This is a genomic window from Pseudomonas sp. OA65 (assembly GCF_017498305.1).
Taxonomy (GTDB): domain Bacteria; phylum Pseudomonadota; class Gammaproteobacteria; order Pseudomonadales; family Pseudomonadaceae; genus Aquipseudomonas; species Aquipseudomonas zanjanensis.
In genome coordinates this window covers 74,920-97,165 of the sequence record NZ_JAGDEZ010000001.1, presented here as the reverse complement: position 1 = coordinate 97,165, position 22,246 = coordinate 74,920, and the positions used below count along the sequence as shown (strand labels likewise).

General features: G+C 58.8%; 21 protein-coding genes and 1 pseudogene. 9 read left to right on the top strand and 13 right to left on the bottom strand.

Going from position 1 to position 22,246, the window contains the following annotated elements; genetic code table 11:
• Window positions 1-99: 99 nt before the first annotated feature.
• Window positions 100-921: a shikimate 5-dehydrogenase gene (locus J3361_RS00425; protein ID WP_207961371.1), complete on the bottom strand. Its 822-nt coding sequence runs from the start codon at window positions 919-921 to the stop codon at window positions 100-102.
• 258 nt (window positions 922-1,179) lie between these two features.
• On the opposite strand from J3361_RS00425, the gene J3361_RS00420 reads away from it, so the two are divergent.
• Entirely contained in the window at window positions 1,180-1,530 is a 351-nt protein-coding gene (locus J3361_RS00420) for a hypothetical protein (RefSeq protein ID WP_063322141.1), read from the top strand.
• An 82-nt stretch (window positions 1,531-1,612) separates the two neighbouring features.
• On the opposite strand, the gene J3361_RS00415 is transcribed toward J3361_RS00420, so the two are convergent.
• From J3361_RS00415 to J3361_RS00395, 5 genes are all read right to left on the bottom strand, one after another.
• Entirely contained in the window at window positions 1,613-3,133 is a 1,521-nt protein-coding gene (locus J3361_RS00415) for a nucleobase:cation symporter-2 family protein (protein WP_207961369.1), read from the bottom strand.
• A gap of 123 nt (window positions 3,134-3,256) precedes the next feature.
• Window positions 3,257-4,081, bottom strand: a complete 825-nt coding sequence (locus J3361_RS00410) for an arylamine N-acetyltransferase (protein ID WP_207961367.1) — start codon at window positions 4,079-4,081, stop codon at window positions 3,257-3,259.
• A gap of 101 nt (window positions 4,082-4,182) precedes the next feature.
• A complete protein-coding gene (xth, locus tag J3361_RS00405) occupies window positions 4,183-4,977 on the bottom strand; it encodes an exodeoxyribonuclease III (RefSeq protein WP_207961364.1) in 795 nt (264 codons plus the stop codon).
• A gap of 70 nt (window positions 4,978-5,047) precedes the next feature.
• Window positions 5,048-7,624: an EAL domain-containing protein gene (locus J3361_RS00400; protein WP_207961362.1), complete on the bottom strand. Its 2,577-nt coding sequence runs from the start codon at window positions 7,622-7,624 to the stop codon at window positions 5,048-5,050.
• A 204-nt stretch (window positions 7,625-7,828) separates the two neighbouring features.
• Window positions 7,829-9,400 carry a GGDEF domain-containing protein gene (locus J3361_RS00395; protein WP_207961360.1) on the bottom strand — a complete coding sequence of 524 codons (1,572 nt, stop codon included), beginning with the start codon at window positions 9,398-9,400 and terminating at the stop codon, window positions 7,829-7,831.
• A gap of 276 nt (window positions 9,401-9,676) precedes the next feature.
• Between J3361_RS00395 and chrA the strand changes: the two genes are divergently transcribed.
• Entirely contained in the window at window positions 9,677-11,035 is a 1,359-nt protein-coding gene (gene chrA / locus J3361_RS00390) for a chromate efflux transporter (protein ID WP_207961358.1), read from the top strand.
• A 156-nt stretch (window positions 11,036-11,191) separates the two neighbouring features.
• On the opposite strand, the gene J3361_RS29365 is transcribed toward chrA, so the two are convergent.
• The gene (locus J3361_RS29365; RefSeq protein ID WP_243458686.1) at window positions 11,192-11,452 is read right to left on the bottom strand and encodes a GNAT family N-acetyltransferase; all 261 of its coding nucleotides are present in this window, start codon (window positions 11,450-11,452) and stop codon (window positions 11,192-11,194) included.
• Window positions 11,453-11,762: 310 nt separating this feature from the next.
• On the opposite strand from J3361_RS29365, the gene J3361_RS00380 reads away from it, so the two are divergent.
• Window positions 11,763-12,251 carry a hypothetical protein gene (locus tag J3361_RS00380; RefSeq protein WP_207961355.1) on the top strand — a complete coding sequence of 163 codons (489 nt, stop codon included), beginning with the start codon at window positions 11,763-11,765 and terminating at the stop codon, window positions 12,249-12,251.
• Between the two features lie 132 nt (window positions 12,252-12,383).
• Here J3361_RS00380 and J3361_RS00375 read toward each other — a convergent pair whose 3' ends face one another.
• Together J3361_RS00375 and J3361_RS00370 are read right to left on the bottom strand one after the other, a co-directional pair.
• Complete coding sequence (locus J3361_RS00375) at window positions 12,384-12,617, bottom strand: hypothetical protein (protein ID WP_207961353.1); 234 nt, start codon at window positions 12,615-12,617, stop codon at window positions 12,384-12,386.
• Window positions 12,618-12,763: 146 nt separating this feature from the next.
• The gene (locus J3361_RS00370) at window positions 12,764-13,981 is read right to left on the bottom strand and encodes an MFS transporter (RefSeq protein WP_207961351.1); all 1,218 of its coding nucleotides are present in this window, start codon (window positions 13,979-13,981) and stop codon (window positions 12,764-12,766) included.
• 308 nt (window positions 13,982-14,289) lie between these two features.
• Between J3361_RS00370 and J3361_RS00365 the strand changes: the two genes are divergently transcribed.
• Window positions 14,290-15,207, top strand: a complete 918-nt coding sequence (locus J3361_RS00365) for an AraC family transcriptional regulator (RefSeq protein ID WP_207961349.1) — start codon at window positions 14,290-14,292, stop codon at window positions 15,205-15,207.
• A 328-nt stretch (window positions 15,208-15,535) separates the two neighbouring features.
• Here the strand turns inward: J3361_RS00365 and J3361_RS00360 are convergent, their stop codons facing one another.
• Window positions 15,536-15,811, bottom strand: a complete 276-nt coding sequence (locus tag J3361_RS00360; protein ID WP_013692639.1) for a hypothetical protein — start codon at window positions 15,809-15,811, stop codon at window positions 15,536-15,538.
• A 519-nt stretch (window positions 15,812-16,330) separates the two neighbouring features.
• On the opposite strand from J3361_RS00360, the pseudogene J3361_RS00355 reads away from it, so the two are divergent.
• The 4 genes and pseudogenes from J3361_RS00355 to J3361_RS00340 form a co-directional block, all read left to right on the top strand.
• Window positions 16,331-16,513: pseudogene (locus J3361_RS00355) on the top strand (BrnA antitoxin family protein); the annotation flags it as partial.
• A gap of 136 nt (window positions 16,514-16,649) precedes the next feature.
• The gene (locus tag J3361_RS00350) at window positions 16,650-16,820 is read left to right on the top strand and encodes a YhfG family protein (protein ID WP_003199786.1); all 171 of its coding nucleotides are present in this window, start codon (window positions 16,650-16,652) and stop codon (window positions 16,818-16,820) included.
• Window positions 16,820-17,419 (top strand): putative adenosine monophosphate-protein transferase Fic, encoded by a 600-nt coding sequence (locus J3361_RS00345; RefSeq protein WP_207961345.1) that lies wholly within the window; start codon window positions 16,820-16,822, stop codon window positions 17,417-17,419. The genes J3361_RS00350 and J3361_RS00345 overlap by 1 nt, the downstream gene beginning before the upstream one ends.
• A 93-nt stretch (window positions 17,420-17,512) precedes the next feature.
• Window positions 17,513-18,235: a metallophosphoesterase gene (locus J3361_RS00340; protein ID WP_207961343.1), complete on the top strand. Its 723-nt coding sequence runs from the start codon at window positions 17,513-17,515 to the stop codon at window positions 18,233-18,235.
• Window positions 18,236-19,111: 876 nt separating this feature from the next.
• On the opposite strand, the gene J3361_RS00335 is transcribed toward J3361_RS00340, so the two are convergent.
• From J3361_RS00335 to J3361_RS00325, 3 genes are all read right to left on the bottom strand, one after another.
• Window positions 19,112-19,756 (bottom strand): hypothetical protein, encoded by a 645-nt coding sequence (locus J3361_RS00335; RefSeq protein WP_207961341.1) that lies wholly within the window; start codon window positions 19,754-19,756, stop codon window positions 19,112-19,114.
• A 220-nt stretch (window positions 19,757-19,976) separates the two neighbouring features.
• Window positions 19,977-21,254, bottom strand: coding sequence for a translesion error-prone DNA polymerase V subunit UmuC (umuC, locus tag J3361_RS00330; protein ID WP_207961339.1), 1,278 nt, complete (start codon window positions 21,252-21,254; stop codon window positions 19,977-19,979).
• Window positions 21,247-21,672 (bottom strand): S24 family peptidase, encoded by a 426-nt coding sequence (locus tag J3361_RS00325; protein ID WP_041476085.1) that lies wholly within the window; start codon window positions 21,670-21,672, stop codon window positions 21,247-21,249. Before J3361_RS00325 ends, umuC begins: the two co-directional genes overlap by 8 nt.
• 280 nt (window positions 21,673-21,952) lie before the next feature.
• Between J3361_RS00325 and J3361_RS00320 the strand changes: the two genes are divergently transcribed.
• Entirely contained in the window at window positions 21,953-22,225 is a 273-nt protein-coding gene (locus J3361_RS00320) for a CopG family transcriptional regulator (protein ID WP_207961330.1), read from the top strand.
• The last annotated feature ends 21 nt before the right edge of the window (window positions 22,226-22,246 follow it).

The following is a 22,246-nucleotide window of genomic DNA, read 5'->3' as shown; positions in this document are numbered from 1 at the left end:
TGTAGGAGCTGTCGAGTGCAACGAGGCTGCGATCTTGCGGCAGACAATTGAGTCAAAAGCGGAAGATCAAAATCAAAAGATCGCAGCCTTTGGCAGCTCCTACGCGGACCGGGCGAAAGCGACGGCTTGTTCGAATTGCTCCAGGTTGGGCCGCACGCCGGTGTACAGCACGAACTGCTCCAGGGCCTGGATCGCAATGACTTCCAGCCCGGTGATGACCCGTTTGCCTTCGGCCCGGGCGCGCACGATCAGTGGCGTTTCCGACGGGATCGCCACCACGTCGAACACGGTCTCGGCCGCGGCGATGGTCTCGGGCTCGAACGCCAATTGGTCGGCTTCCGGGCCGCCGGTCATGCCGATCGGCGTGACGTTGATCAGCATCTGCGGCCGTCGCGCACCCAGTTCAGCTTGCCATTCATACCCCAGGGATTCGGCCAAGGCTCGCCCTGCACTTTCATTGCGGGCGACGATCAGCCCGTTTCTGTAGCCACCATCGCGCAAGGCACTGGCCACCGCCTTGGCCATGCCACCGCTGCCGCGCAGGGCAAAGGTCGAGTCCTTGGGCACGGCGTGGCTTTGCAACAACTGGGCAATGGCAATGTAATCGGTGTTGTAGGCCTTCAGATGGCCGTTGGTATTGACGATGGTGTTGATCGATTGGATCGCGGCGGCAGAAGGATCCAACTCGTCAACCAGCGCAATGCAGGCTTCCTTGAACGGCATCGACACACCGCAGCCACGAATGCCCAAGGCACGGATACCGCCCACCGCCCCAGGCAGGTCCTGGCTGCTGAACGCCTTGTAATAGAAATTCAGGCCCAGTTGTTCATACAAATGGTTATGAAAGCGCAGGCCAAAGTTTCCGGGACGCCCCGAGAGCGACATGCACAGTTGGGTGTCTTTGTTGGGATTGATCTGCATGCGTGTCTCCTTGCATTCACTTTCGGACAAACGGAACACCGCCCCGAAAGGTCTGTTCGATGATGATACCGCCAGGCCCGACCCGATCCAGGGCCACTGGATGACGCGGCGCGGTAAAGAAAAGCGCTACAGACCTTACACAATATTTACCCAACGGCGGCGCAAATCCTGAGAAAATCGCTGTCATAGCAGTATCCCCGCGACCCTCATCGGGTCTGTTGCAGACCACAGGCGCCGGGGCCGAAACGAGGAACAGCCATGAATCGTAGACTTCCCATCATCGCCCTGCTCATGGGGGCACTCGCGGTCACCGGCCAGGCATCCGCCCACGGTCGTGGTGGTTGGGAGGGGCCCGCCGTGTTTGGTGCCATCGTCGGTTCGGCCATTGTCGGCTCGGCCATCATCAACCGAGATCGTCCGGTGTATGTGCAGCAGCCGGTCTACGTCCAGCCACAACCGGTCTACTACCAGGCACCACCGCCGGTCTATTACCAGCCGCAACCGGTGTATGTAGAGCGACCGATCTACTATCGCCCGGCACCGGTGTATTACGGGCCACCACGGGGGTACTACTATGGCCCACCCCGGGGTCATTACGGCCGCTGGTAACCCGCTTTCCGGTTTGGCACAAAAAAAGCCTGTGATTATTGATCACAGGCTTTTTCATATTCGCTGATTAACCGTGTATGTGTCAGACGTGCTCGCTGCTTTTCAGTCGGCTCGGCCCATGCTCCGCCAGTTCGTGAACAGGCTCCGCTACCACGGGAATTTCGTTGCCGTCACAATCATGCAGCTTGCCGTCGCTGAAATAATCGCCTTCGCGCAGCGCCGCCAAGTCCTGGTAGCGCAACACCCGCTCGGTGCCGGCGGCGAAGACTGACTGTTGGTCGGAATTGCCCGTGGTGAAGTGGTTGAACGCCAGGTTCAGCATGATCGCCATGATCGCCGAGGAACTGATGCCTGAATGGAAAATGGTCGCGAACCAGCTCGGGAAATGATCGTAGAAGTTCGGTGCGGCGATGGGAATCATGCCGAAGCCGATAGAAGTGGCGACGATGATCAGGTTGACGTTGTTGCGGTAGTCGACTTTCGACAGCGTGCGGATGCCACTGGCAGCCACCGTGCCGAACAACACGATACCGGCACCGCCCAGTACCGAGGTCGGCACCGCGGCGATCACTCGGCCCATGAACGGCAGCAGGCCGAGTACCACCAGGAACACCCCGCCGGTTGCCACCACGAAACGACTCTTGATCCCGGTGACCGCCACCAGTCCGACGTTCTGGGCGAAGGCACTCTGGGTGAAGGAACCGAAGATCGGCGCGATCATGCTCGACAGCATGTCGGCCCGCAGACCGTTGCCCAGGCGCCTCGAATCGACCTTGGTGTCGATGATCTCGCCCACCGCCAGGATGTCGGCGGAGGTTTCCACCAAGGTCACCATGATCACAATGCACATCGACAGGATCGCGGCAATATGGAAAGTCGGCATGCCGAAATGGAACGGTGTCGGAAAACCGAACATCGGGCCTTGGCTGACCGACGAAAAGTCCGCCATGCCGAGGAACACCGCGATGACCGTACCGATGACCATCGCCAACAGAATCGACAGCCGCGAGATGGTTGCGCTGCCCATCTTGCTCAGCAGCAGTACCAGCACCAGGGTCACCGCGGCCAGGCCAATGTTGGCCATGCTGCCGAAATCGGCGGCGTGACTGTTACCGCCCATCGCCCAACGTGCCGCCACCGGCATCAGGGTCAGGCCGATGGTGGTGATCACGATGCCGGTGACCAGGGGTGGGAAGAACCGGGTGATGCGGGAAAACACTGGAGTGATCAACAAACCAATCAGGGACGCTGCGATCACCGCGCCGAGGATGGCTTGAAAGCCCCCCTCCCCGCCACTGCCGACAATCGCCACCATGGTCGCGACGCCCGAAAACGATACGCCCTGCACCAAGGGCAACTGGCAGCCAAAAAACGGCAGGCCGAGGGTTTGCAGCAATGTGGCCAGGCCTCCCGCGAACAACGACGCGGCAATCAACAGACCGATGTCCGCCGGCGAAAGCCCGGCCGCCTGGCCGATGATCAACGGCACGGCGACGATGCCACCGTACATGGTCAACACATGTTGCAGGCCGTAAGCCATATTCGCGCCGACGCCGAGGTTTTCGTCCTCGGGCCGTGGGAGTGAAACATGGGGCGTTTTCATGGTTCGGGGATTCCCTGTTTTTTGTTATGGGCACACTGTATTCAAAACTTAGGACAAATGTCCATAGAGTTGTATACAACTTGTTGTCTACCCATCAGGAACAGCGCCCCGACCCAGCACCTTTTATGACTGCAGCAACCCCACGACCGCGGGCCGCAACAGCTCGCGTGGCGGTACGCGCAGGCTGAATTCCTGCACCAGCAAATCGATCAACTCATCGGCATCGATGATGACGCGCCGCTCACTCTCCTGCCCTATCCGGTGTACGGCATAGCTGTTGCCATTGAGGGTCTTGCGCAATCCGTCACCGGTGCGGGCCACCATCAACCGGCCCATGAACGGCGACTCAGGGTGATTGCAGACGTACCAATTGCCGACGGTGTAGTCGATGTCTTCCTGGCGTTGCAGGTCGAACAGGTACATCGGCCGCCATTCGTCCGCGACGTTGGCACGCAACAGGTAACCGTCCGCGTGGGTGTCGATACGGTACGGCTCATGAGGCGTGATCTGAACATCACGGCTATCCAGCAGCAGCGGCGCGGTGGGCACCATGCCGCCAAAGCCGACGTCGGTGATGTAGCGCATGCCGTCGATCGTCACCAGGCTTAGCCGATGGGTTCGGGCGGTCCAGGCACCCTCTGGCGCATTCATCACCACGCGCCCGGTGATGCCGCGGGCGTCGAAACCCAGCGCCTGCAACAGCGCCAGGAATAGCTGATTGAGTTCATAGCAATAGCCGCCACGCCCGTCTTCGAAAACCTTGCGCTCGACCGATTCAAGGTCGATGGGCACGGGGTGACGCAGCAGCGTCGACAAGGTCTCAAAGGGGAATTCGGCAGTATGGCGCCATTGCAGCTGACGCAAGGTGTCGAGGGTCGGCGCCGGTGGTGCGTCGAAACCCAGGCGCCGCAGATAGCGGGCCGTATCGCTCAGTTGGGGATGACTCATGAGGGTGTCCTTTTCCGGGGCGGCGCAGCGCTCATAGGCGCACTGCTATTGGGCGCCAGGTATAAGGCATTCCCCTCACGGAGACAACAATCGCCCCCCGGTCAGCGCCGTTTACGCGAAGCCAGCCGGATCCAGGTGGGCGCATGGTCGCTGGGGTGGGGCTGGTTCCTGACCCAGGCGTCCACGCCAGCCTCGCTCAGGTAAGCGCTGGCGACCGGGTTGAGCAACAGGTGATCGATGCGCAGTCCGGAGTTCTTTTGCCAGTGTTGGCGAAAATAATCCCAGAAGGTGTAGATCCGCTCCTCCGGATACAGGTGGCGCAGCGAATCAGTCCAGCCCTGGTCCAACAACCGCTGGTAGCATTCCCGGCTTTCGGGTTGCAACAGCGCATCCTTGAGCCAGGAGCGCGGGTTGTAGATATCCATGTCGGTGGGCACCACATTGTAGTCACCGGCCAGCACCACGGGATGATCACTGGCCTGCAACCCTTGGGCGTAGTCGATCAGCCGTTCGAACCAGGCCAGCTTGTAGTCGAACTTGGGACCCGGCTGCGGATTGCCGTTGGGCAAGTAAAGGCACCCTACCAGCACGCCATGCACCGCCGCCTCCAGATAGCGACTGTGGCTGTCGTCGTCCCCGCCGGGCAAGCCTCGGCGGCTCTCCAATGGCTGCGCATCACGGGCCAGGATCGCGACACCGTTCCACGACGCCTGCCCGTGCCAGATCGCCCCATACCCCACCGACTCCAGCTCCGCCGCCGGGAAATCCTTGTCCCCCGCCTTGAGTTCCTGCAAACAGGCAATGTCCGGTTTCTCCCGCTCCAGCCATTCCATCAGGTTGGGCAGCCGGGCCCGGATGCCATTGATGTTGAAGGTCGCGATCCGCAGGTTTTTCATAGGGCCAACACTCGAAATGCCACGTTACTGGCTGTGACCGTCAACCCGTCGCGGTGGTTGCAACGGGTCTTCAAGAGCCGGTTTTCGGTAAGGGCCGGCCGTTCTCCAGCAACTGCGCAAAAGCCTGTTTGTCGATCGGCCGGCTGAGGAAATAGCCTTGTACCTCGTGGCATTGGTCAGTGCCCAATGAGCCGAGCTGGGCCAGGGTTTCCACGCCTTCGGCAGTGACCGTCAGCCCCATGGCCTTGCCCAGGTTGATGATCGCCTGCACCACGGCGCGGTCGTTGCTACTGTTGCTCATGGAGGCGATGAAGCGCTTGTCGATCTTGATGCCGTCGAATGGATAGGTGCGCAGGTAACCCAGGGACGAATAACCGGTACCGAAGTCATCCATGTTCAAGCGCACGCCCAGCTCCTTCAGGGCGTTCATGACCTGCAGGGCGCCGTCGACGTCGTTGAGCATCACGTTTTCGGTGATCTCGAGCTCCAGGCGACTCGCCGGGAAACGGGTTTCGATCAACACCTGTCGCACATCCTCCACCACGTCGCTGCGCTCGAACTGCGCTGGTGACAGATTGACCGAAACCATCAATTCCCCCGGCCAGGTCAGCGCGGTTTCGCAGGCCTCACGCAACACCCAACGGGAAAGCGGGACAATCAGGTCGGTTTGCTCGGCCAACGGAATAAAGGCATCGGGGCCCAACAAGCCTTGCGTCGGATGCTGCCAGCGAACCAACGCCTCGACCGCCACGATATCCTTGCCATCAACGGTATAGCGCGGCTGGAAATGCAGGACGAATTCATTTTTCTTCACGGCCTGGCGCAGGTCGCTTTCCAGTTGGCGACGGTGCTGGATCTGATCGTTCATTTGCGAGGCGAAATAGCACCAGGTTCTCTTGCCTTCGGACTTGGCCTGGTACAAGGCAATGTCGGCGCAGCGGATCAGCTCACCGGGCACATAACCCTGACGGCGACTGACCGCAATGCCGATGCTGGCACCGATGTGCAGCGAATGGGTTTCGTAGAGGATCGGCTGTTGCAGGCTGTCGATCAGCCGCTCACAGAATCGATCGATCTCCGTGGTGTGCTCCATGCCGTTGAGCACCACCACGAACTCGTCGCCCCCCAACCGCGCCACCAGGTCTTGCTCGCGGGTGCTGCCGCGCAGCCGCTGAGCCACCTCCAGTAACACCGCGTCGCCGGCCGGGTGGCCAAGGGAATCGTTGATCGGTTTGAAGTTGTCCAAGTCCACCATCAACACTGTCAGGGGGGCGGCATGCTCCTTGGCCACCAGCGCGTCATCCAGGTACCGCGCCAGCTTGTTGCGGTTCGGCAAACCGGTCAGCGCATCGTGCATCGACAGATGCTGGACCTGGGCATGGGCCGCCACTTCATCGGTGATGTCACTGGCCGTACCGCGATAGCCCACCACTTCGGCCTTGGTGTAGATCGGGCGCGCCGACACGCGACAGAAACGCAATTGCCCGGAATGATCGCGGTAGGAGCAGCGCAAGTTGCTGGTGCTCTGCTCCTCCGTCAGCTTGCCTAACCAAAGGGCAATCGGCGTGGTGTCGCAATACAGCAGTTGCTCGATGTCCTGCCCCAGCCATTGCTGGTCGGAAAACCCGGTGACTGTATTGAAGCGCGCCGACAGATAAGTGATGCGCTGCTGCCCGTCGATTTCCCAGATCCAGTCGGAAGCCGCCTCGGCCACGGCCCGGAAGCGCTCCTCGCTGGCCTCAAGGGCGCGCGCGGATCTTTCCAGACTGTCGTAACTGGCGTCCACATGCCGTGCCGTGCGCAACGCATAACGAAAAAAGTACGCGGTCAGCAGGGCCAGGATCAACAGCGCGGCCCCCAACGGCGGCACCAGGGACCAGAGCAATTGCTGGCCCGGGCGCTCGAGTCGGGACACCAGGCTATAGCCGGTACTGTCCAGTGGCACGGCTGGCTGGCCGGGCTCGAGCTCGGTGTCTTTCTTGAGATTCAAGTCGGTGAGGCCATAACTCTTGCCCATCTTGCGCAGCTTGACGGGCGTCAGTTGGTCGACGAACAGCAACACCGAGGTGCCTTTGGCCTCGACCTGGGGCCTTTCGTCGTTGGGCAGGATCACCGACGCAGTGACAACGGCCGGCCAGCCCTCGAACAATGTGTAGCGGATCGTCGACCGGGTCAGGTCGGGCTGTGCCTGGAGCTGGTCCACCAGCTCTGCCAGCGGCGTGTCCATATATACCGAGGCGTCATCCTGGACATTGCGTCCACGCACCACAGCATATTTAGTGCGTCGCCGATCGATGACAAACACGCCTTCGTATTCGTCATTGGTAAACAGGGTCTTGCCCATGTTCTGTTCGGCGTAGGCCCATTGCACATCGACTTCACCGTTGAGGCGTTCGTAGGCCGTGGTCCAGTAGGCATAACTGGCGATGTAGTTCTTCGAAGCGGTGATGCGATTCTCGAGGGCGCGCTCGATATAGAAGTGCGTCTTGTGCACGTCCTCCGCGTCCAGCTTTTGCGCGATGTTGAACAGCGCGGCGATCGCCACCAAGACGCCCAGGACAAACAGTCCCGCGACGGCCACGACCAGGCGATGGGTAATGGGTGTATGACGTGCGGTGCCTGAAGGGGTATCGGCAGTGTAATCCATTGACCTGCTCCTATCCTGTCAACGCTGGCCTCGGTGCCCGGAAAGGTGCGGACCGAGACCAGTCGCTCCTAACCTTAGCCGCCACTGCTCGATCAGTTGGCGAGCCCACGGTATTTTGCGAAAGAGCCTACACGCTGCCTGAGACCCGCCCGCGCGATGCCTGAATAGTTGACCGTGGCAAGCTGCCGATGATTCAAACCGATCTCAACGATCCGAGCGCGCCAAGCTGTCGAACCCGCGTTCGGTCGATAACACCGCCACTCGGTTGCGGCCGTTGTGCTTGGCCTGGTAAAGCGCCGCATCGGCGCGCTGGATGAAGACTTCGATGCTGTCCAGGCTGCTGGGCACAAAGGCATAGCAGCCCAGGCTCACCGTGAGGTAGCCGGTCGGGGAACCGGAATGGGTGATGTGCTTGTCGATGACGCTGCGCCGGATCTGCTCGGCCATCGCCATGGCCCCCGAAAGATTGGTGTCAGGCAACAGCACCGCAAACTCTTCGCCGCCATAACGTACCGCCAGGTCGGCCTTGCGATGGCAACAACTCTTGAGCACCTTGGCCACTTCCGCCAGGCAATGATCCCCGGCCACGTGCCCATAGGCGTCGTTGTAGTGCTTGAAAAAATCGATGTCGAGCATGATCAGGCTCAAGGGGCTGCGCTGACGGGCGCCCCGGCCAAACTCGAGATCCAGGGCCCGCTCGAACAACCGCCGGTTCGCCAGCCCGGTGAGGCTGTCGTGAGTGGCGATCAGTTCCAAGGCTTCCTGGGCCTTGCGTAAGTTCGCTTCGATCTTTTCGCTGTTACGGACCTGGCGCACGAATACCCAGCCGAACAAGCAAATGCCCAGGACCACCAAGCCCACGATGAGACTGGATTGAAAAGCCCGGTCGTGCCAGCCCGCGAGAATCGACTCTTCAGACATCGCGGCGGTAACCACCAGCGGATAAGCCTGCAAATGTTGGTGCCCATATAACCTGATGACGCCGTCGACGGTTGAGCGGATGGTTGCATCGCCAGACATCCCGCCGGTCAGGGCATGGTTGTAGATAGGCTCCTCGTCCAACGGACGGCCGATTCGCGCCTCATCGAAGGGGCGACGGGCCAACAGTGTCCCGTCAGACAAAGCCAGGGCCATCTCGCCTTGCTCATCCAGGCTGAAGCTTTTAAAGAACCGGTCGAAGTAGGACATCTTGATGCCGGCCATCAACACGCCCTGGAAATTGCCGTCTCGATCATTCAGGCGCCGGGAAACCGGAATGATCCAGTCGCCGTTTTGCCGGCTGCGAACCGCCGGGCCGATATGGGCGATCAGGGAGGCGTTCTGTTGGTGGAAAACGAAATACTCTCGATCCGCCACCCCTGCGCCCCTGTGCAGGTAGTCGAAGGAAGTCGTGATCCACTGACCGTGCTTGTCGAACAGGAACAGACCATGCAACTGCTCGAGCGATTGCACGCGGCGGGCAAGGGTTTGTTGCAAGCGTGGCAATACCGCAGGGCCGAACCCATCGATCTGGATCCAATCTGCCAGGCTGGCCAGGACCAGATCGGCCTGGAGGAAGGTGTCCTGGGCCTGCTGGGCCATGGCCCGGGTAAGGGTGGCCGAGGCGATGCGGGCCGACTCCAGATCGTGGCGACGGGACTGCTCCAACTGTAGAAAAAGCAAACCGCACAGGCACAGGCACACCGCCGCGATAAACGTCACCGCGGCCTTGAGCAACGGCAGGCGTTTCAGGGCGCCGGCAGGGGTATGGAAAGGATCGTAGATGGAGATAGGCAAGCGAGTTCCTGAAGAGGGCAAAAGCATGAGCAAATTCGCTCATAACCCTTAATATTCGTGAGCTTAGCCTACCGTTTGTGAGGCGGCAATTTGCCTGTGCAAAGGAGCCGATGGGTGGCTGGAGTGGATCCAAAACGCCGCACGCCAGCCGGCTGAAACGCGTATTTCCTGAATGAGGACGTCCCGTGTTTACAAGCAAACTTTCCTGGGGGCTATCTAAATTGCGTAACGCCCCATAACGTATGCTCGCCTTCGACTTCCAAGTGCCCGTCGCCCATGAGCAAATCGACCCGAAACGATGACGAACACCCCCTGACCCGACCCGGCACCGTCAGCCTGCGCGAGGCTTTCTGGTTCTGGCTCAAACTGGGTTTCATCAGTTTCGGCGGCCCGGCGGGGCAGATCTCGATCATGCACCAGGAGCTGGTGGAACGTCGGCGCTGGATTTCCGAACGGCGCTTCCTGCATGCCCTCAACTACTGCATGTTGCTGCCTGGGCCCGAGGCCCAACAACTGGCGACCTACCTCGGCTGGCTGATGCACCGAAGCTGGGGCGGCGTGATCGCCGGGGCGTTGTTCGTACTACCGTCACTGTTCATTCTCATCGCGTTGTCGTGGTTGTACATCGCCTTTGGCGAAGTGCCAGTGGTGGCGGGTATTTTCTATGGGATCAAGCCGGCTGTGACGGCCATCGTGGTGCATGCCGCCCACCGGATCGGCTCCCGCGCGCTCAAGAACAATTGGCTGTGGGCGATCGCGGCGGCATCGTTCACCGCGATCTTTGCCTTTGATCTCCCCTTCCCGTTGATCGTAGTGGGTGCGGCTACCGTCGGTTATTTCGGCGGTCGCTGGGCACCGGATAAATTCAGCCTGGGCGGTCACGCTACCCAGCACAAATCCTTCGGCCCCGCCTTGATCGACGACGACACGCCAACCCCGGACCATGCCCGGTTCAGCACCGCACGATTGGCCCGGCTGGCTGTTATCGGCGCCCTGCTGTGGACACTGCCAATGGGCCTGCTGACCGCCTTGTTCGGCTGGGACGGCACATTGACGCAAATGGCCTGGTTCTTTACCAAGGCCGCCTTGCTGACCTTCGGCGGCGCCTATGCGGTTTTGCCCTACGTCTATCAGGGCGCCGTCGGACACTTCGGCTGGCTGACCCCGACACAAATGATCGACGGCCTGGCCCTGGGCGAAACCACCCCCGGGCCGCTGATCATGGTCGTGGCCTTCGTCGGCTTCGTCGGCGGCTACGTGATGCAGGTGTTCGGCCCCGAGCAGGCCTTTCTCGCCGGGGCCGTCGCGGCCACACTGGTGACCTGGTTTACGTTCCTGCCCTCGTTCCTGTTCATCCTGGCCGGCGGCCCGCTGGTGGAATCGACCCACAACGCATTGAAATTCACCGCGCCGCTGACGGCGATTACCGCAGCGGTGGTCGGAGTGATCCTTAACCTGGCGTGCTTCTTCGGTTACCACGTGCTTTGGCCCAACGGTTTTGCAGGTGCCCTGGACTGGCCGTCGGCAATCATCGCAATCGCCGCGGCCATTGCGCTGTTTCGCTACAAGCGCGGGGTGATCCAGGTCTTGCTGGCGTGCGGCCTGGCCGGGCTGTCGGTGCATTTGCTGCGCTAGTGGCCTGTACGGTTAATTCGAGTACTCAAATTCGAGTGCCAGGGCTTGCCAGGCAAGGCGCCATGACGAGTCGTAGCCCGCTACGGCGAGGAATGGCAACGCAGACTGGCAAGTTCTGGCGCCGAAGTTGAGTGCACGAATTAGCCACACAGGCCACTAGACGAGGCGCTTGCTCAGGTACGTCGCCGAAGCCGGACACAAGGTCTTGAACTGGGCCGTCGCGCTGATCGAAGCGGGCGCCAGCGAGCGGTCCCCCGGCTGATAGCCCTGGCCGGTAAAAAACGCGGCGGCGCTCTCGGTCAACAGGTGGAGCCGCTCTGCCCCCTCGCGTTTTGCAAACGCTTCGATAGCGGCCAGCACCGCCGCACCAGTGCCCTTGCCTCGCAGTCCCTCAAGCACAACCAGCGAGCGCAGCAACCGCTCGGCCCCCCTCTCCTTCTATGCCGGCAAACGCCACTTCAACGCCTTGGTGGCTGAAGCTGAAGAACTGTCGGCCAGGATACGTCAGGTCGTCCACGGGTAGGCCGGCCAAGGTAAGCGCATCGCGCAGGGGGCCCAGGTGGTTATTGCTGAGTGTTCTCATTTGCATGACTGGCTTCCTCGTCAGTGTCTCAGTGATCGGCATTGCCGCCAAAAAACTCAACAACTCACCAGCCCATGACCCAGCGCAAACGCCCCCCCCAGCCCATCAGTTAAGCTCAACCTATCATCACGACAGGGAATCGACATGAGCAAGGCAGACGAGCTAGCGGCCAAACTGAGGAAAACCCAGCAGACCCGCGCGGATACCGACAATTGTGCCGACCTGGCAATCGAGCACTGGCCCGCCCAGGTCTATGAGCTGTATCGCCAGATCGAAAGCTGGCTGGCGCCCGTGTGCGAGGCCGGCCTGGATATTCGGCGCAATCCCACCCACGTATTTGAAAGTCATTCCAATGGTTCGACGTACAACTACGCGATCGATCAACTGGTGATCGAAGGCAATCATAGCCGCATTTCATTCGACCCGATTGCGCGTTTTTCGCCCCAGGGCGAGGGCTGCATTGAAGTTCATATGAAGGGGCAGGAGCACTGTATCGTGCGCACACTCGGTGAGCATGGCGAATCGCTTTGGCATCTCCAAGCCCTGCGATCGGCCGGGCAACCGCGTCCTGATCCTATCATTCTGGACGAGGACACTTTGCTCTCGCTGATAGAAGAAGGCCTCGGCCTTTAACGCAAATGGGCGACTCTTGAGGTTAATGCCAGTCAGCTAAGCAGTAATCCTGTGGGAGCAAAGCTTGCTCCCACAGGATTTATGCCGTTTGCTGCTTAACGGATAGGCACTAACCCTAGAGTTCACCCGTTTTCATCGCGGCGCTGATTCAAGCGTTGAGTCGGGCCCGGGAACCAGTAGCGTCAATGCTTGCGCCGGTCTTCCCACAAGTTTATTCAAGGCATTGTCGATTTCGTCAGCCGCACCTTGCGTATATTGGGCATCTGCCCAGCCCCAGTACGGATCGGATATCAGCCCGCCCACAGCGTGTGCGCACAATTCATCGCTGCTGATGCCCATCTTCCCGGCGGCGGCGATCACAGCCATCAGGGCTTGCTCTAATTGGGAAAGTCGCTCGGTAGTCACAATCAACCAACATGCTGGATAAACAGACCCCGAGCATAACAAGCCATCAATGTGCCACCAAGCTCAGGCGCCCAACGGTCGCCCTCTCTTGGCTTACAGGACTGGCCTCAATCCGCCGCGCCATAACAGGCCGTATCCGAAATCGACGAAGGTTCTCGGACCGCTGAACGAGCAGCCAGCACCGTCAGCACCGCGGCCATCCCCAACACGGCCGCACTGGTTTCGAACGTCGCGCGATAGCCATTCAGATCAAACAGAACGCCACCCACGGTCGCGCCCCCGGCGATGGCAAGTTGGACGATCGCCACCATCAGGCCGCCGCCGGCTTCGGCATCTTCCGGCAGCGTTCGCGAAAGCCAGGTCCACCAGCCGACGGGCGCAGCCGTGGCCGCCAGGCCCCACAGGCCGAGCAAGAGCGTCGTGACCGTCACCGACCCGCCGAACCCCACCAGGGCCATGGCAATCGCGGCCATCAGCAGAGGAATGACGATGAGCGTTCGATAGAGGTTGTTTTTCAAGCAGGCGCCGATCAGGAAAGTGCCCAGCAGCCCCGCCACACCGATCACCAGCAGCATGAAGGACAGCGTGGATACGCTCACTTGTGTCACCGACTCGAGGAACGGTCGCAGGTAGGTGAACAGCATGAACTGACCCATGAAAAACGTGCTGACCGCCAGCATCCCCAGCGCGACCGGTGTCCGGGCCATCAACTTGAAGGCGTTGGTGCTGCCCCGCTTCGCCTGCGAAGGCATGGCGGGCAGGCGTAACAGCAGCCAGACCAGGGCGATGGCAGCAACAGGCACGATGCAGAAAAACGCGCCACGCCAGCCAATAATCGCCCCGAGGAGACTGCCCAGCGGCGCCGCGACCACCGTCGCCAAGGCGTTGCCGCCGTTAACGATGGCCAGCGCTTGCGGGACGCTATCTTCCGGCACGAGCCGCATGGCCGTGGCCGCCGACAGCGACCAGAAGCCGCCAATCGCCACGCCGATCAACGCACGGCCGACCATGAATACCGCGTAGTTTGGCGCGAACGCCACCACGGTACCTGAAACGATCATCAGCAAGGTCAGTCCCAGCAGGAGCCATTTGCGGTCGACCCGGGCGGCAATCGAGGCGATGAACAGACTGGTGATCAGGGCAAAGGCGCCAGAGACGGCAATGCCTTGACCGGCCTGCCCTTCGCTGATCTGAAGATCGGCTGCCACCGGCGTCAGCAAGCTGACTGGCATGAACTCCGAGGCCACCAGCACGAACGCGGCGAGGGCCATGGCAAATACCGCGCCCCAGGCAGGCGGCTCTTGTGACAATGGGTTATTAGTCATTGATGACAATCCTGTATTTCTTGATGAACCTGTGGGAGCGAGCCTGCTCGCGATGACGGCGGCACATTCACACCACCGCCCCAGGCAGACCGCTATCGCGAGCAAGCTCGCTCCCACCGTTTTGAATGGCGGCGTTCACCTATTCCGTGCCCGCTATCTTCATCGCCGAGGTCAATGCGCAGGTAGTGCATACCGATGAGATTCTTGCCTGATCCTAGGCGTTGTTCCCGCGCACATAGGCAGTGCTTCGCTTAGCGCGTTAATGTCCTGCCTATAGCGCTTGAGCCGAGACGACACCCGGAGCCGACATGGCCACCCAACGCAGATCCGTACAAGAGACATTGACCGCCGTCATCGGCGCCTGGACCCCACACCCGGGCGACGTCGAGACGCCCATTCCCGGCCTCGCCTTCTTCCGACGTGAAGCCCCGGCACCGCCGGTGATTTGTATGATCGAGCCGAGCATCGTGCTGGTGGCCCAAGGCGAGAAGCAGGTCTGGATCGGTGGCGAGGCCTATGGCTACGACACCGGGCGGTTCCTTATGACATCCCTGGACATCCCGGCCAATTCTGAAGTGCTGCAGGCAAGCCCCGAACAACCCTGCCTGGGCCTGGTCCTGAGGCTCGACTTACGCATGGTGGCCGACCTGATCGCCCAAGGCAGCCTGTCGCCCCCGCGTGATCGAGCGGTCGGGATTGGCGCGGGCATCGGCACCGCGACGCCCGACCTTTTGGCGCCGTTCGCACGCCTGCTGGCATTGCTGGAAGAACCCGAAGCGATCCCCATACTGGCGCCGTTGATCCAGCGCGAGATCCACTATCGGCTGCTGCTCAGCGACCAGGCTATCCGGCTGCGGCAGATCGCCTCGGTCGATAGCCAGGGTTACCGAATCGCCAAGGCCATCGATTGGTTGAAGTTGAACTACACCGCGCCCGTGCGCGTAGACGACCTCGCGGCACGGGTTCAAATGAGCGCGCCGACGTTTCACCACCACTTCCGCCAGCTCACCGCGATGAGCCCGCTGCAATACCAGAAGTGGCTGCGGTTGAACGAAGCAAAACGCTTGATGCTCAACGAGCAAGTGGACGTGGCGAGCGCGGCCTTCAAAGTGGGTTATGAAAGCCCTTCCCAGTTCAGCCGCGAATATGCCCGCTTGTTTGGTGCACCGCCCAAGCGGGACATCGCGGCGTTGCGCGGGCTAGGCAATCACACCAAGGCGGTTTGATGGATACAGGCTTGATTCATTGTGGCTTGATTCACTGTGCTTGATTCACTGTGCTTGATTCACTGTGCTTGATTCACTGTGCTTGATTCACTGTGCTTGATTCACTGTGCTTGATTCACTGTGGCGAGGGAGCTTGCTCCCGCTGGGCTGCGGAGCAGCCCCTTTTTGTGAGTGCTTCGCACTCAAGCGGGAGCAAGCTCCCTCGCCACAAGGGCCAACTTTCACCCGTCAAATCGCGGCACCATTACGAGCAAGCTGGCTCCCACAAATCGCTGACTGCAAGGGATGGTGAGTCAGGCAGGCGACCTCAAGAGATCGCCCGCCTCCATTACGACGCCAACACCTGTGCCTGCAATCGCCGCCCAATCACATCCAGCAGATCACACCCATCACGCAGGGGGATCGCAAGCACTTGGGCGAAATCATGGAGTATTACGGCGTCCGTACTGATGTCGGAACGCATGGCGAGGTTTTCCAATAATTGGGTGACAGCGGCAATGCGGTAAGCGGCGGTGTCGTGCAGCACGTCCAGCGGCGCTTCTGTGTCGATCAGGAGCGCGTGGAAATTGTTTTCGATACCGGTGATGGGCATGTAGCGGGACATGAGGGGTTACTCCTGCGGGGATGGGAGGTCAGTGCTGGTTGAAGATAGGAACGGCACTGACAAAGGACCGAATCCGGGGCCGGAATTCATAGGTTGAGCAGGAGGTGGTAATTGATGGAGGACAGATTGGATGAGGTTGAGATGATGCGTACCTTGCGGACACAGATTTAAAGCAATAGCTGTACCTTTTTTCATAGGGCGATCTCAGGATTAATTAAAAAAATCCTAGGCATTAGGGCTTCCACACCCTGCCGCTGAATTTGCAGCGACGGAGAGAACTTAGCGCACGGGGTGATCGGGTGGATAGTCAGCGGAGAGCGACGCGTCTTGAGGGAAATTTCCGATGGGAGTGTCCGGCGATGGATTCAGCAGCGCAGCTACGAACTGCAGGGACAAATCTCGAAACGAATGAGCGCCCATCGCTTTGGCATGGTCAAAAAATCCATCGTATGGTGAGGCGCCCCTAATCAGCGCACCAATAGCGTCGAAAATGACGGCGCAGCATCTGGAAACTGACCTATGAAAGAAGAATACGAGTTCAGCACGGCCAAGCGTGGCCCCGTTGCGAGCAGCAAAGGAAAAACCCGCATCACCATCATGCTTGATGATGAAGTGATCAAGGCCGCTCGCGAGCGAGCTGAAAATGTCGGCACCGGATATCAAACCGTCATCAACCATCTACTGCGCCAGAGCTTGCTATCAAAGACTGCTCACAATCTGGAATAGTCAGCCCGAAAGCGGCCTCGCACCGTCAAACCTGATTCGTCCAGGCGCGACGTAGGCCATGCCAACGGGATGGGCTATAATCCGCCCACCAGCGCGATTTGAGGTCCAGCCCATGGGCAATGTCAGCCTTGAAACCAAAAAGGCCTATGCCGCCAGGACGCGTAGATCCAACTACGCGGCCAGCCTCCGTCTGGAAGGTTTCAAAACGACCTTCGCGGATGGCGAACGCAAAATGCCAACGCGTGAAGAGGTCTTGAAGGCCTTCACCCAGACCAGAACCTGATGCCTGACAAATATGGAGTCGGCGAGGACGCTTATTGCTATCCCGGCTCCACCGTCCTTCGCAACAAACTCGATATTCGAGACGAACCGACCCTAAGCGAAGCCGAACAACAGCTCTCGGCCATCGCAGCGGACAACGTCGAGTTCAGCCCTCCTCCCTACAGCCTGACCTACCTTCAAAACATTCATCGAATCCTCTTTTCAGACCTGTTCGAATGGGCCGGAGAGCTGCGCACCGTTGGCATGTCCAAACAAGCCACACGGTTCTGCCAACCTGAGTACATGGAGAAGGAAGCCAATAAGATCTTCGCCAACATGGCCGCGGCAAACTGGTTCGAGGGCATGGAGCGGGTTGAGCTGATAGTCGCTGTGGCAGAGGCCTATTCCGACATCAACGTCGTACACCCCTTCCGCGAAGGCAACGGTCGTGCGCAACGCATCCTGTTTGAACACCTGATCATGAACGCCGGGTTTGAAATCAGTTGGTGGGGGATTGAGAAGGACGAGTGGATCTACGCCAATATCGCGGCTTATAACGGCGTCATGGGGCCTATGGAGCAGGTTTTTGAGAAGTGTATCGGGCTGGCGATTCAAGCTTGACCGCACAACGTTATTCCCCCCGCTCAGCAGCTTACTGTTTATTTCGCCAAGTGATACAGTCACCGCCAATCAACATCTGCTGAAGCACTGAAAATGTACAGGACGAGATCTTTCCCATCCAACAAAAAAGGTCGTGACTTTGTGGTGGGCGACGTTCACGGACATTTCAAACTTCTAACAGCAGCCTTAGACAAACTAAACTTCAACACTGAGCTGGATCGCATCTTTTCCGTGGGAGACCTCATCGACCGAGGTCCCGACTCCATGGATGTATTGAACTGGCTTGAGAAGCTGTGGTTCCATGCCGTACGCGGCAATCATGAGCAGATGCTTATTGACTGTATCTCCGGCCATGGCGACATACCCCGACATATCCGAAACGGTGGTGCCTGGCTCTACGAGTTACAACCCGACATTCAGCAAGAACTATCAAAAGCCCTGCAAGCACTTCCACTGATCATTGAGATCAATTTATCAAGTGATCAAACAATTGGAATAGTCCATGCCGAAGCCCCCGTCATCCAAAGTAACGATGGCTGGCAGGAAGCCAAAGATGCAATCACAGGAAAAACTGGAGAGCAACATCAGCGGCAAGCCTTGAAGACAGCGCTGTATGCCAGAGAAAAAATCGAGCAAAACGACCACACGCCCATCAAAGGAATAGACCGACTCTATGTTGGACATTCAACAGTGCCCAGTATTATGCGCTTGGGTAATGTCGTATATATCGACACTGGTTGCGCATTTTCCGATGGCGCGTTAAGCCTGGTTAATATCCAAACCGAAGCAATCATTAGTATAAATATGAGCCAGTGAGACAAGGCATCGCTTTTACTCAGTTTTTCTTCGAGGCGAAATCGCTATCAGATGATAGTGGCCGAGGGTACCAAGGCGCGTAGCAGGCGATTGCGGTTGAGAAACCAAAGACTCTGCAGCCCTAGCGACTCCGCAATCGATCACGCTCATAATTTAGAGAAGTTTCCTACGCACCAATTTCTTGCTGAATTTCTATAAGGAAGCTTATAGTTCCGGCGTTCATCAATGAGTCAATGGCTATGAATTTTTATCAAGAGAGCGATAAGAATCGAGCGATTTGCAGTCACTGCGAAGGCTTGGTCCAGACGACATTTTCCGCAGAAACGTACCATTCGACGATGGTATTGGTGAGGTAAATGGCGTTTTGGTTTCAGTGTGTGACGTATGTGATCAGGTCGTGGGGGTGCCCGCGCAGTCCATTCCTACAATCAAAGCAACTAGAGAGGCTGCAGTTGTATCCATCAAAACAAGGCACCTGCTCGTATTTTGATCGATTGGATCAAGCGATGCACATGATCCCAATACCCCAACAAGCTATTTCACTGTCCCACCGCTTTTCCGTCGCCCCCATGATGGATTGGACCGACTAATGGCTGTGCCCACCGCTTCGCTTGCTTAGAAGCGCTTTTTTAGCCGTCTTGTAGCAAATATTAAGCAACCGCAGCTCGGTTTCCTTTAAACCGCGCGACACCCAGAGAAAATCACACAGCAATTGCTCATGCGTGAAGAGCGGCATCACATATCCACCTCAGCGCAGGTTGCAGGCTGCCTTGGCCCGTATGCGGGGCCAGGGTCTAATACACTGTTTCTGGGTGTAGCTATACGCGTAAGCCATTCCTGTACGAACTGTGAATTGAAGTAGCGCTAGATGCACAGTTAGGCCCGTTCCAGGTGAAGAGCATGAACCTCATCAAGTAACCAGGGATGCCTCCCCAAATAGCGGAGCATCGCACCGCTCATCCTTTTGACCTCGCTATGTGCGTTTGGTCCCCATAATGCGACCTGACTCACAACAAACCTTTCATTGGTTTCGAGCCGGACCAGAATTGCTGACCGGGTCAAATTGACACTACGCTTGAGCGAGAGGAAGGCATCCGCAACGTCCGAATCATCGATGCGGGCGTAGCCAATCTCTTTTAAGTCTTCAAGGGATATGTCCAACAAATTTGAGTGATATTTCAGCATCGGCGGGGTGGGCTCCCCCTCCAAGATGTACCGACTTGCCCCCGCGATCACCTCGCCCGCATAGGCAGCGACTCCATGAGCTTTCTCCATATAACCGTAGCCCTCTAGAAGCTTGTCCTTCTTTTGCTGCCACACTCCTCGCCGCGCAATCGCGACTGCGGCCAAAATAGCACCAATACTTCCTATAGCTTGCACCCACGCCGCCATGTCTTTAAGCGATCCGACAGCTTCTAAAATTACCCAGAGCCCCCAGCCTAAAACGCCCATCGAGAGGAAACTCCATACCACCCAGATAGTAGCGAGTTTCATTCCGTCAGGGATTTCTAGCGCTTTCATCATTGAACCACTTTGATGGCAAAAGTTGGAGCTTGACTGTGTTTCATTCATCGGTCCAGCACGGCCCCTTTCACCTGGTCCCATGCTCCGAGAGGTCTATCACTGTGTGGTTGTCCACTCAATCGGGTTTTGACGTTTCAGCCAATAGACCGCACAGCATCGGCGTCACATAAAGCTGCGCTCTGTTGCGCCCTTCCAATAAGCTTCCTACCGCAGAGAATCATCTACAGGACACCTGCCACAACTGGTCCAGCCTGGTTGTGTAACTTTGGCTCATCATCTCCCGACGCATCCCCCAGTCAGGGTTGACGGGCACGCTGGCTGATCGGAGTGTCCCCCTGCCCCATCGCCCGTTGATCTGGTCCAGCACCGCCATCAGTTTCGTAGCATCGGTAGGTTGCGAGGTGGCAAACAGGTCGTCGGTGTACTCCCCCTGCTGGCAGAGGTCCGTCAATAACACCTCTGCCTTGCTGTACTTGAAACCTGGTCGGTAGACCCGGTCGAGCGCATCTACCGCTACCTTAGTCAGCAACCGCACATCGTCGGTGGGGTACGGCATGTCAATCAGGACTCCATTGGCGTACTTCGCCTCCTCCGGATTGAACATACCGGTGCGGATGCTGACGCGGATCTTCTTGCACAACGACTTCTGCGCCCTGAGCTTTTCCGATGCGCGCATCATGTAGGTGGCTACCGCTTCCTTGATCGGTGCCAGCTCCGTGAGCCGCTTACCAAACATCCGGCTACAGCAGATTTCCTGCTTCGGCGGGTCCGGCTCATCCAGCTCCAGGCACGGCGTGCCGGCCAGCTCCCGGGCGGTCTTTTCGATCACCACGCTGAATTTCTTCCGTAGCGTCCAGGGGGCAGCCTTGGCCAGATCCATAGCCGTCTTTATTCCCATGGCGTCCAGGTGCAATTTCATCATGCGACCGACTCCCCAGACTTCGGACACGTCGGTATTGCGCAGCACCCAATCGCGCTTGAACGGGTCGCAGATGTCGACCACACCGCCGGTTTGTACCTGCAGGCGCTTGGCGGTGTGGTTCGCGAGCTTCGCCAAGGTCTTGGTGTGAGCGATCCCTACCCCGACTGGGATGCCAGTGCAGCGCAGCACGTGGCTGCGGATCCTGCGGCCGAGCGTATCCCGGCCGTCGATGCCGGTGAGATCCGCGAAGGCTTCGTCGATGCTGTAAACCTCGACTGCGGGCACCATCGATTCAATGAGGGTCATCACGCGTTCGCTCATGTCTCCATAGAGTGCGTAATTCGACGAGAACGGGACGATGCCGTGTTTCTGCAGCTTGTGCTTGATCTGGAAATACGGCTCGCCCATTTTCACGTAGGGCTTGGCGTCGTAGCTGCGGGCGATCACGCACCCGTCGTTGTTGCTCAGCACCACAATGGGCACGCGGGCCAGGTCCGGACGGAACACTCTTTCGCAACTGGCGTAGAAGCTGTTGCAATCGATCAGGGCGAAAACTGGTTGGGCTTTAGACATGGCTGCGCACGCTGCAGGTGATGACGCCCCAGATGATCAGCTCGTCGCCCTCGAGCACGTACCTCGGTGGGTACTTTGGGTTCTCCGACAGGAGAATCACCTCCTTCCCACGTATGCAAAGGCGTTTGCATACGGGTTCGTTGTTTAGCAGCGCCACGACGATGTGGCCATGCGCAGGTTCCATCGCACGATCCACAACGGCTAGGTCCCCTTCAAAGATCCCAGCGCCTTGCATGCTCTCCCCGGCGATGGAAACCAGGTAGACATGCGGGGCGCGTATGTTCAGAACCTCATCCAATGAGATGTGCGCTTCGATGTGGTCCGCCGCCGGGGACGGAAACCCGGCAGGCACTCGAAACGAACACAAGGGCAGCTTCAAGCCACCCTCGGCAATAGGGCCTAGAATTGAAAAGCTCATGACGCACGACTTCCAAAACACTGTACGAACGTACAGTTAACTTTGTACAAGTTTCGCGGTCAATTTGTATAGGAAAAATCTGACAGGCGGGACAGCCCCTGTACGGGAGATTCGTGCAGTACAAGGGGATGGCGGTGTTTATGGAGGAGCTAGCTCCTCAACTGCCATTGTTCGGCGGATACGACGCGGAACCGTCGAGACACACCTTGCGACGGCCTGCTGATTCAAGCGCTCGGTCAACGGCGGAAGATGCCCGAAAACGTCCACCATCGAGGCTGCCATGTCCGGCATATCCCTGAATCTGCCCGAAGACCTATCGAACTCCCTCGCCGAGCTGGCCAAGACCAACGGCCAAAGTCCGAGCTACCTGGCGATGGACATTCTTCGCGACTACATCGAACACGAAAAAGCGCCGACCACACAGATCGAACTTGCCGTAAAGGAAGCTGACCAAGGCAAATTTGCTACCGATGAGCGAGTGGCAGCGATGCGTGCCCGGCGCTGGAGTAAAACCAGACGCCGGAATGGGCAGTCCCAAACTGGTCTTATCTGATTCAGATTCCTAACCTCCAAC

Excerpts from the sequence above, each read along its gene's own strand:
- J3361_RS00425 (WP_207961371.1), bottom strand. The coding sequence starts at position 921 with ATGCAGATCAATCCCAACAAAGACACCCAACTGTGCATGTCGCTCTCG.
- J3361_RS00420 (WP_063322141.1), top strand. The coding sequence starts at position 1,180 with ATGAATCGTAGACTTCCCATCATCGCCCTGCTCATGGGGGCACTCGCG.
- J3361_RS00415 (WP_207961369.1), bottom strand. The coding sequence starts at position 3,133 with ATGAAAACGCCCCATGTTTCACTCCCACGGCCCGAGGACGAAAACCTC.
- J3361_RS00410 (WP_207961367.1), bottom strand. The coding sequence starts at position 4,081 with ATGAGTCATCCCCAACTGAGCGATACGGCCCGCTATCTGCGGCGCCTG.
- xth (WP_207961364.1), bottom strand. The coding sequence starts at position 4,977 with ATGAAAAACCTGCGGATCGCGACCTTCAACATCAATGGCATCCGGGCC.
- J3361_RS00400 (WP_207961362.1), bottom strand. The coding sequence starts at position 7,624 with ATGGATTACACTGCCGATACCCCTTCAGGCACCGCACGTCATACACCC.
- chrA (WP_207961358.1), top strand. The coding sequence starts at position 9,677 with ATGAGCAAATCGACCCGAAACGATGACGAACACCCCCTGACCCGACCC.
- J3361_RS00380 (WP_207961355.1), top strand. The coding sequence starts at position 11,763 with ATGAGCAAGGCAGACGAGCTAGCGGCCAAACTGAGGAAAACCCAGCAG.
- J3361_RS00375 (WP_207961353.1), bottom strand. The coding sequence starts at position 12,617 with ATGGCTGTGATCGCCGCCGCCGGGAAGATGGGCATCAGCAGCGATGAA.
- J3361_RS00370 (WP_207961351.1), bottom strand. The coding sequence starts at position 13,981 with ATGACTAATAACCCATTGTCACAAGAGCCGCCTGCCTGGGGCGCGGTA.
- J3361_RS00365 (WP_207961349.1), top strand. The coding sequence starts at position 14,290 with ATGGCCACCCAACGCAGATCCGTACAAGAGACATTGACCGCCGTCATC.
- J3361_RS00360 (WP_013692639.1), bottom strand. The coding sequence starts at position 15,811 with ATGTCCCGCTACATGCCCATCACCGGTATCGAAAACAATTTCCACGCG.
- J3361_RS00350 (WP_003199786.1), top strand. The coding sequence starts at position 16,650 with ATGGGCAATGTCAGCCTTGAAACCAAAAAGGCCTATGCCGCCAGGACG.
- J3361_RS00345 (WP_207961345.1), top strand. The coding sequence starts at position 16,820 with ATGCCTGACAAATATGGAGTCGGCGAGGACGCTTATTGCTATCCCGGC.
- J3361_RS00340 (WP_207961343.1), top strand. The coding sequence starts at position 17,513 with ATGTACAGGACGAGATCTTTCCCATCCAACAAAAAAGGTCGTGACTTT.
- J3361_RS00335 (WP_207961341.1), bottom strand. The coding sequence starts at position 19,756 with ATGAAAGCGCTAGAAATCCCTGACGGAATGAAACTCGCTACTATCTGG.
- umuC (WP_207961339.1), bottom strand. The coding sequence starts at position 21,254 with ATGTCTAAAGCCCAACCAGTTTTCGCCCTGATCGATTGCAACAGCTTC.
- J3361_RS00325 (WP_041476085.1), bottom strand. The coding sequence starts at position 21,672 with ATGAGCTTTTCAATTCTAGGCCCTATTGCCGAGGGTGGCTTGAAGCTG.
- J3361_RS00320 (WP_207961330.1), top strand. The coding sequence starts at position 21,953 with ATGTCCGGCATATCCCTGAATCTGCCCGAAGACCTATCGAACTCCCTC.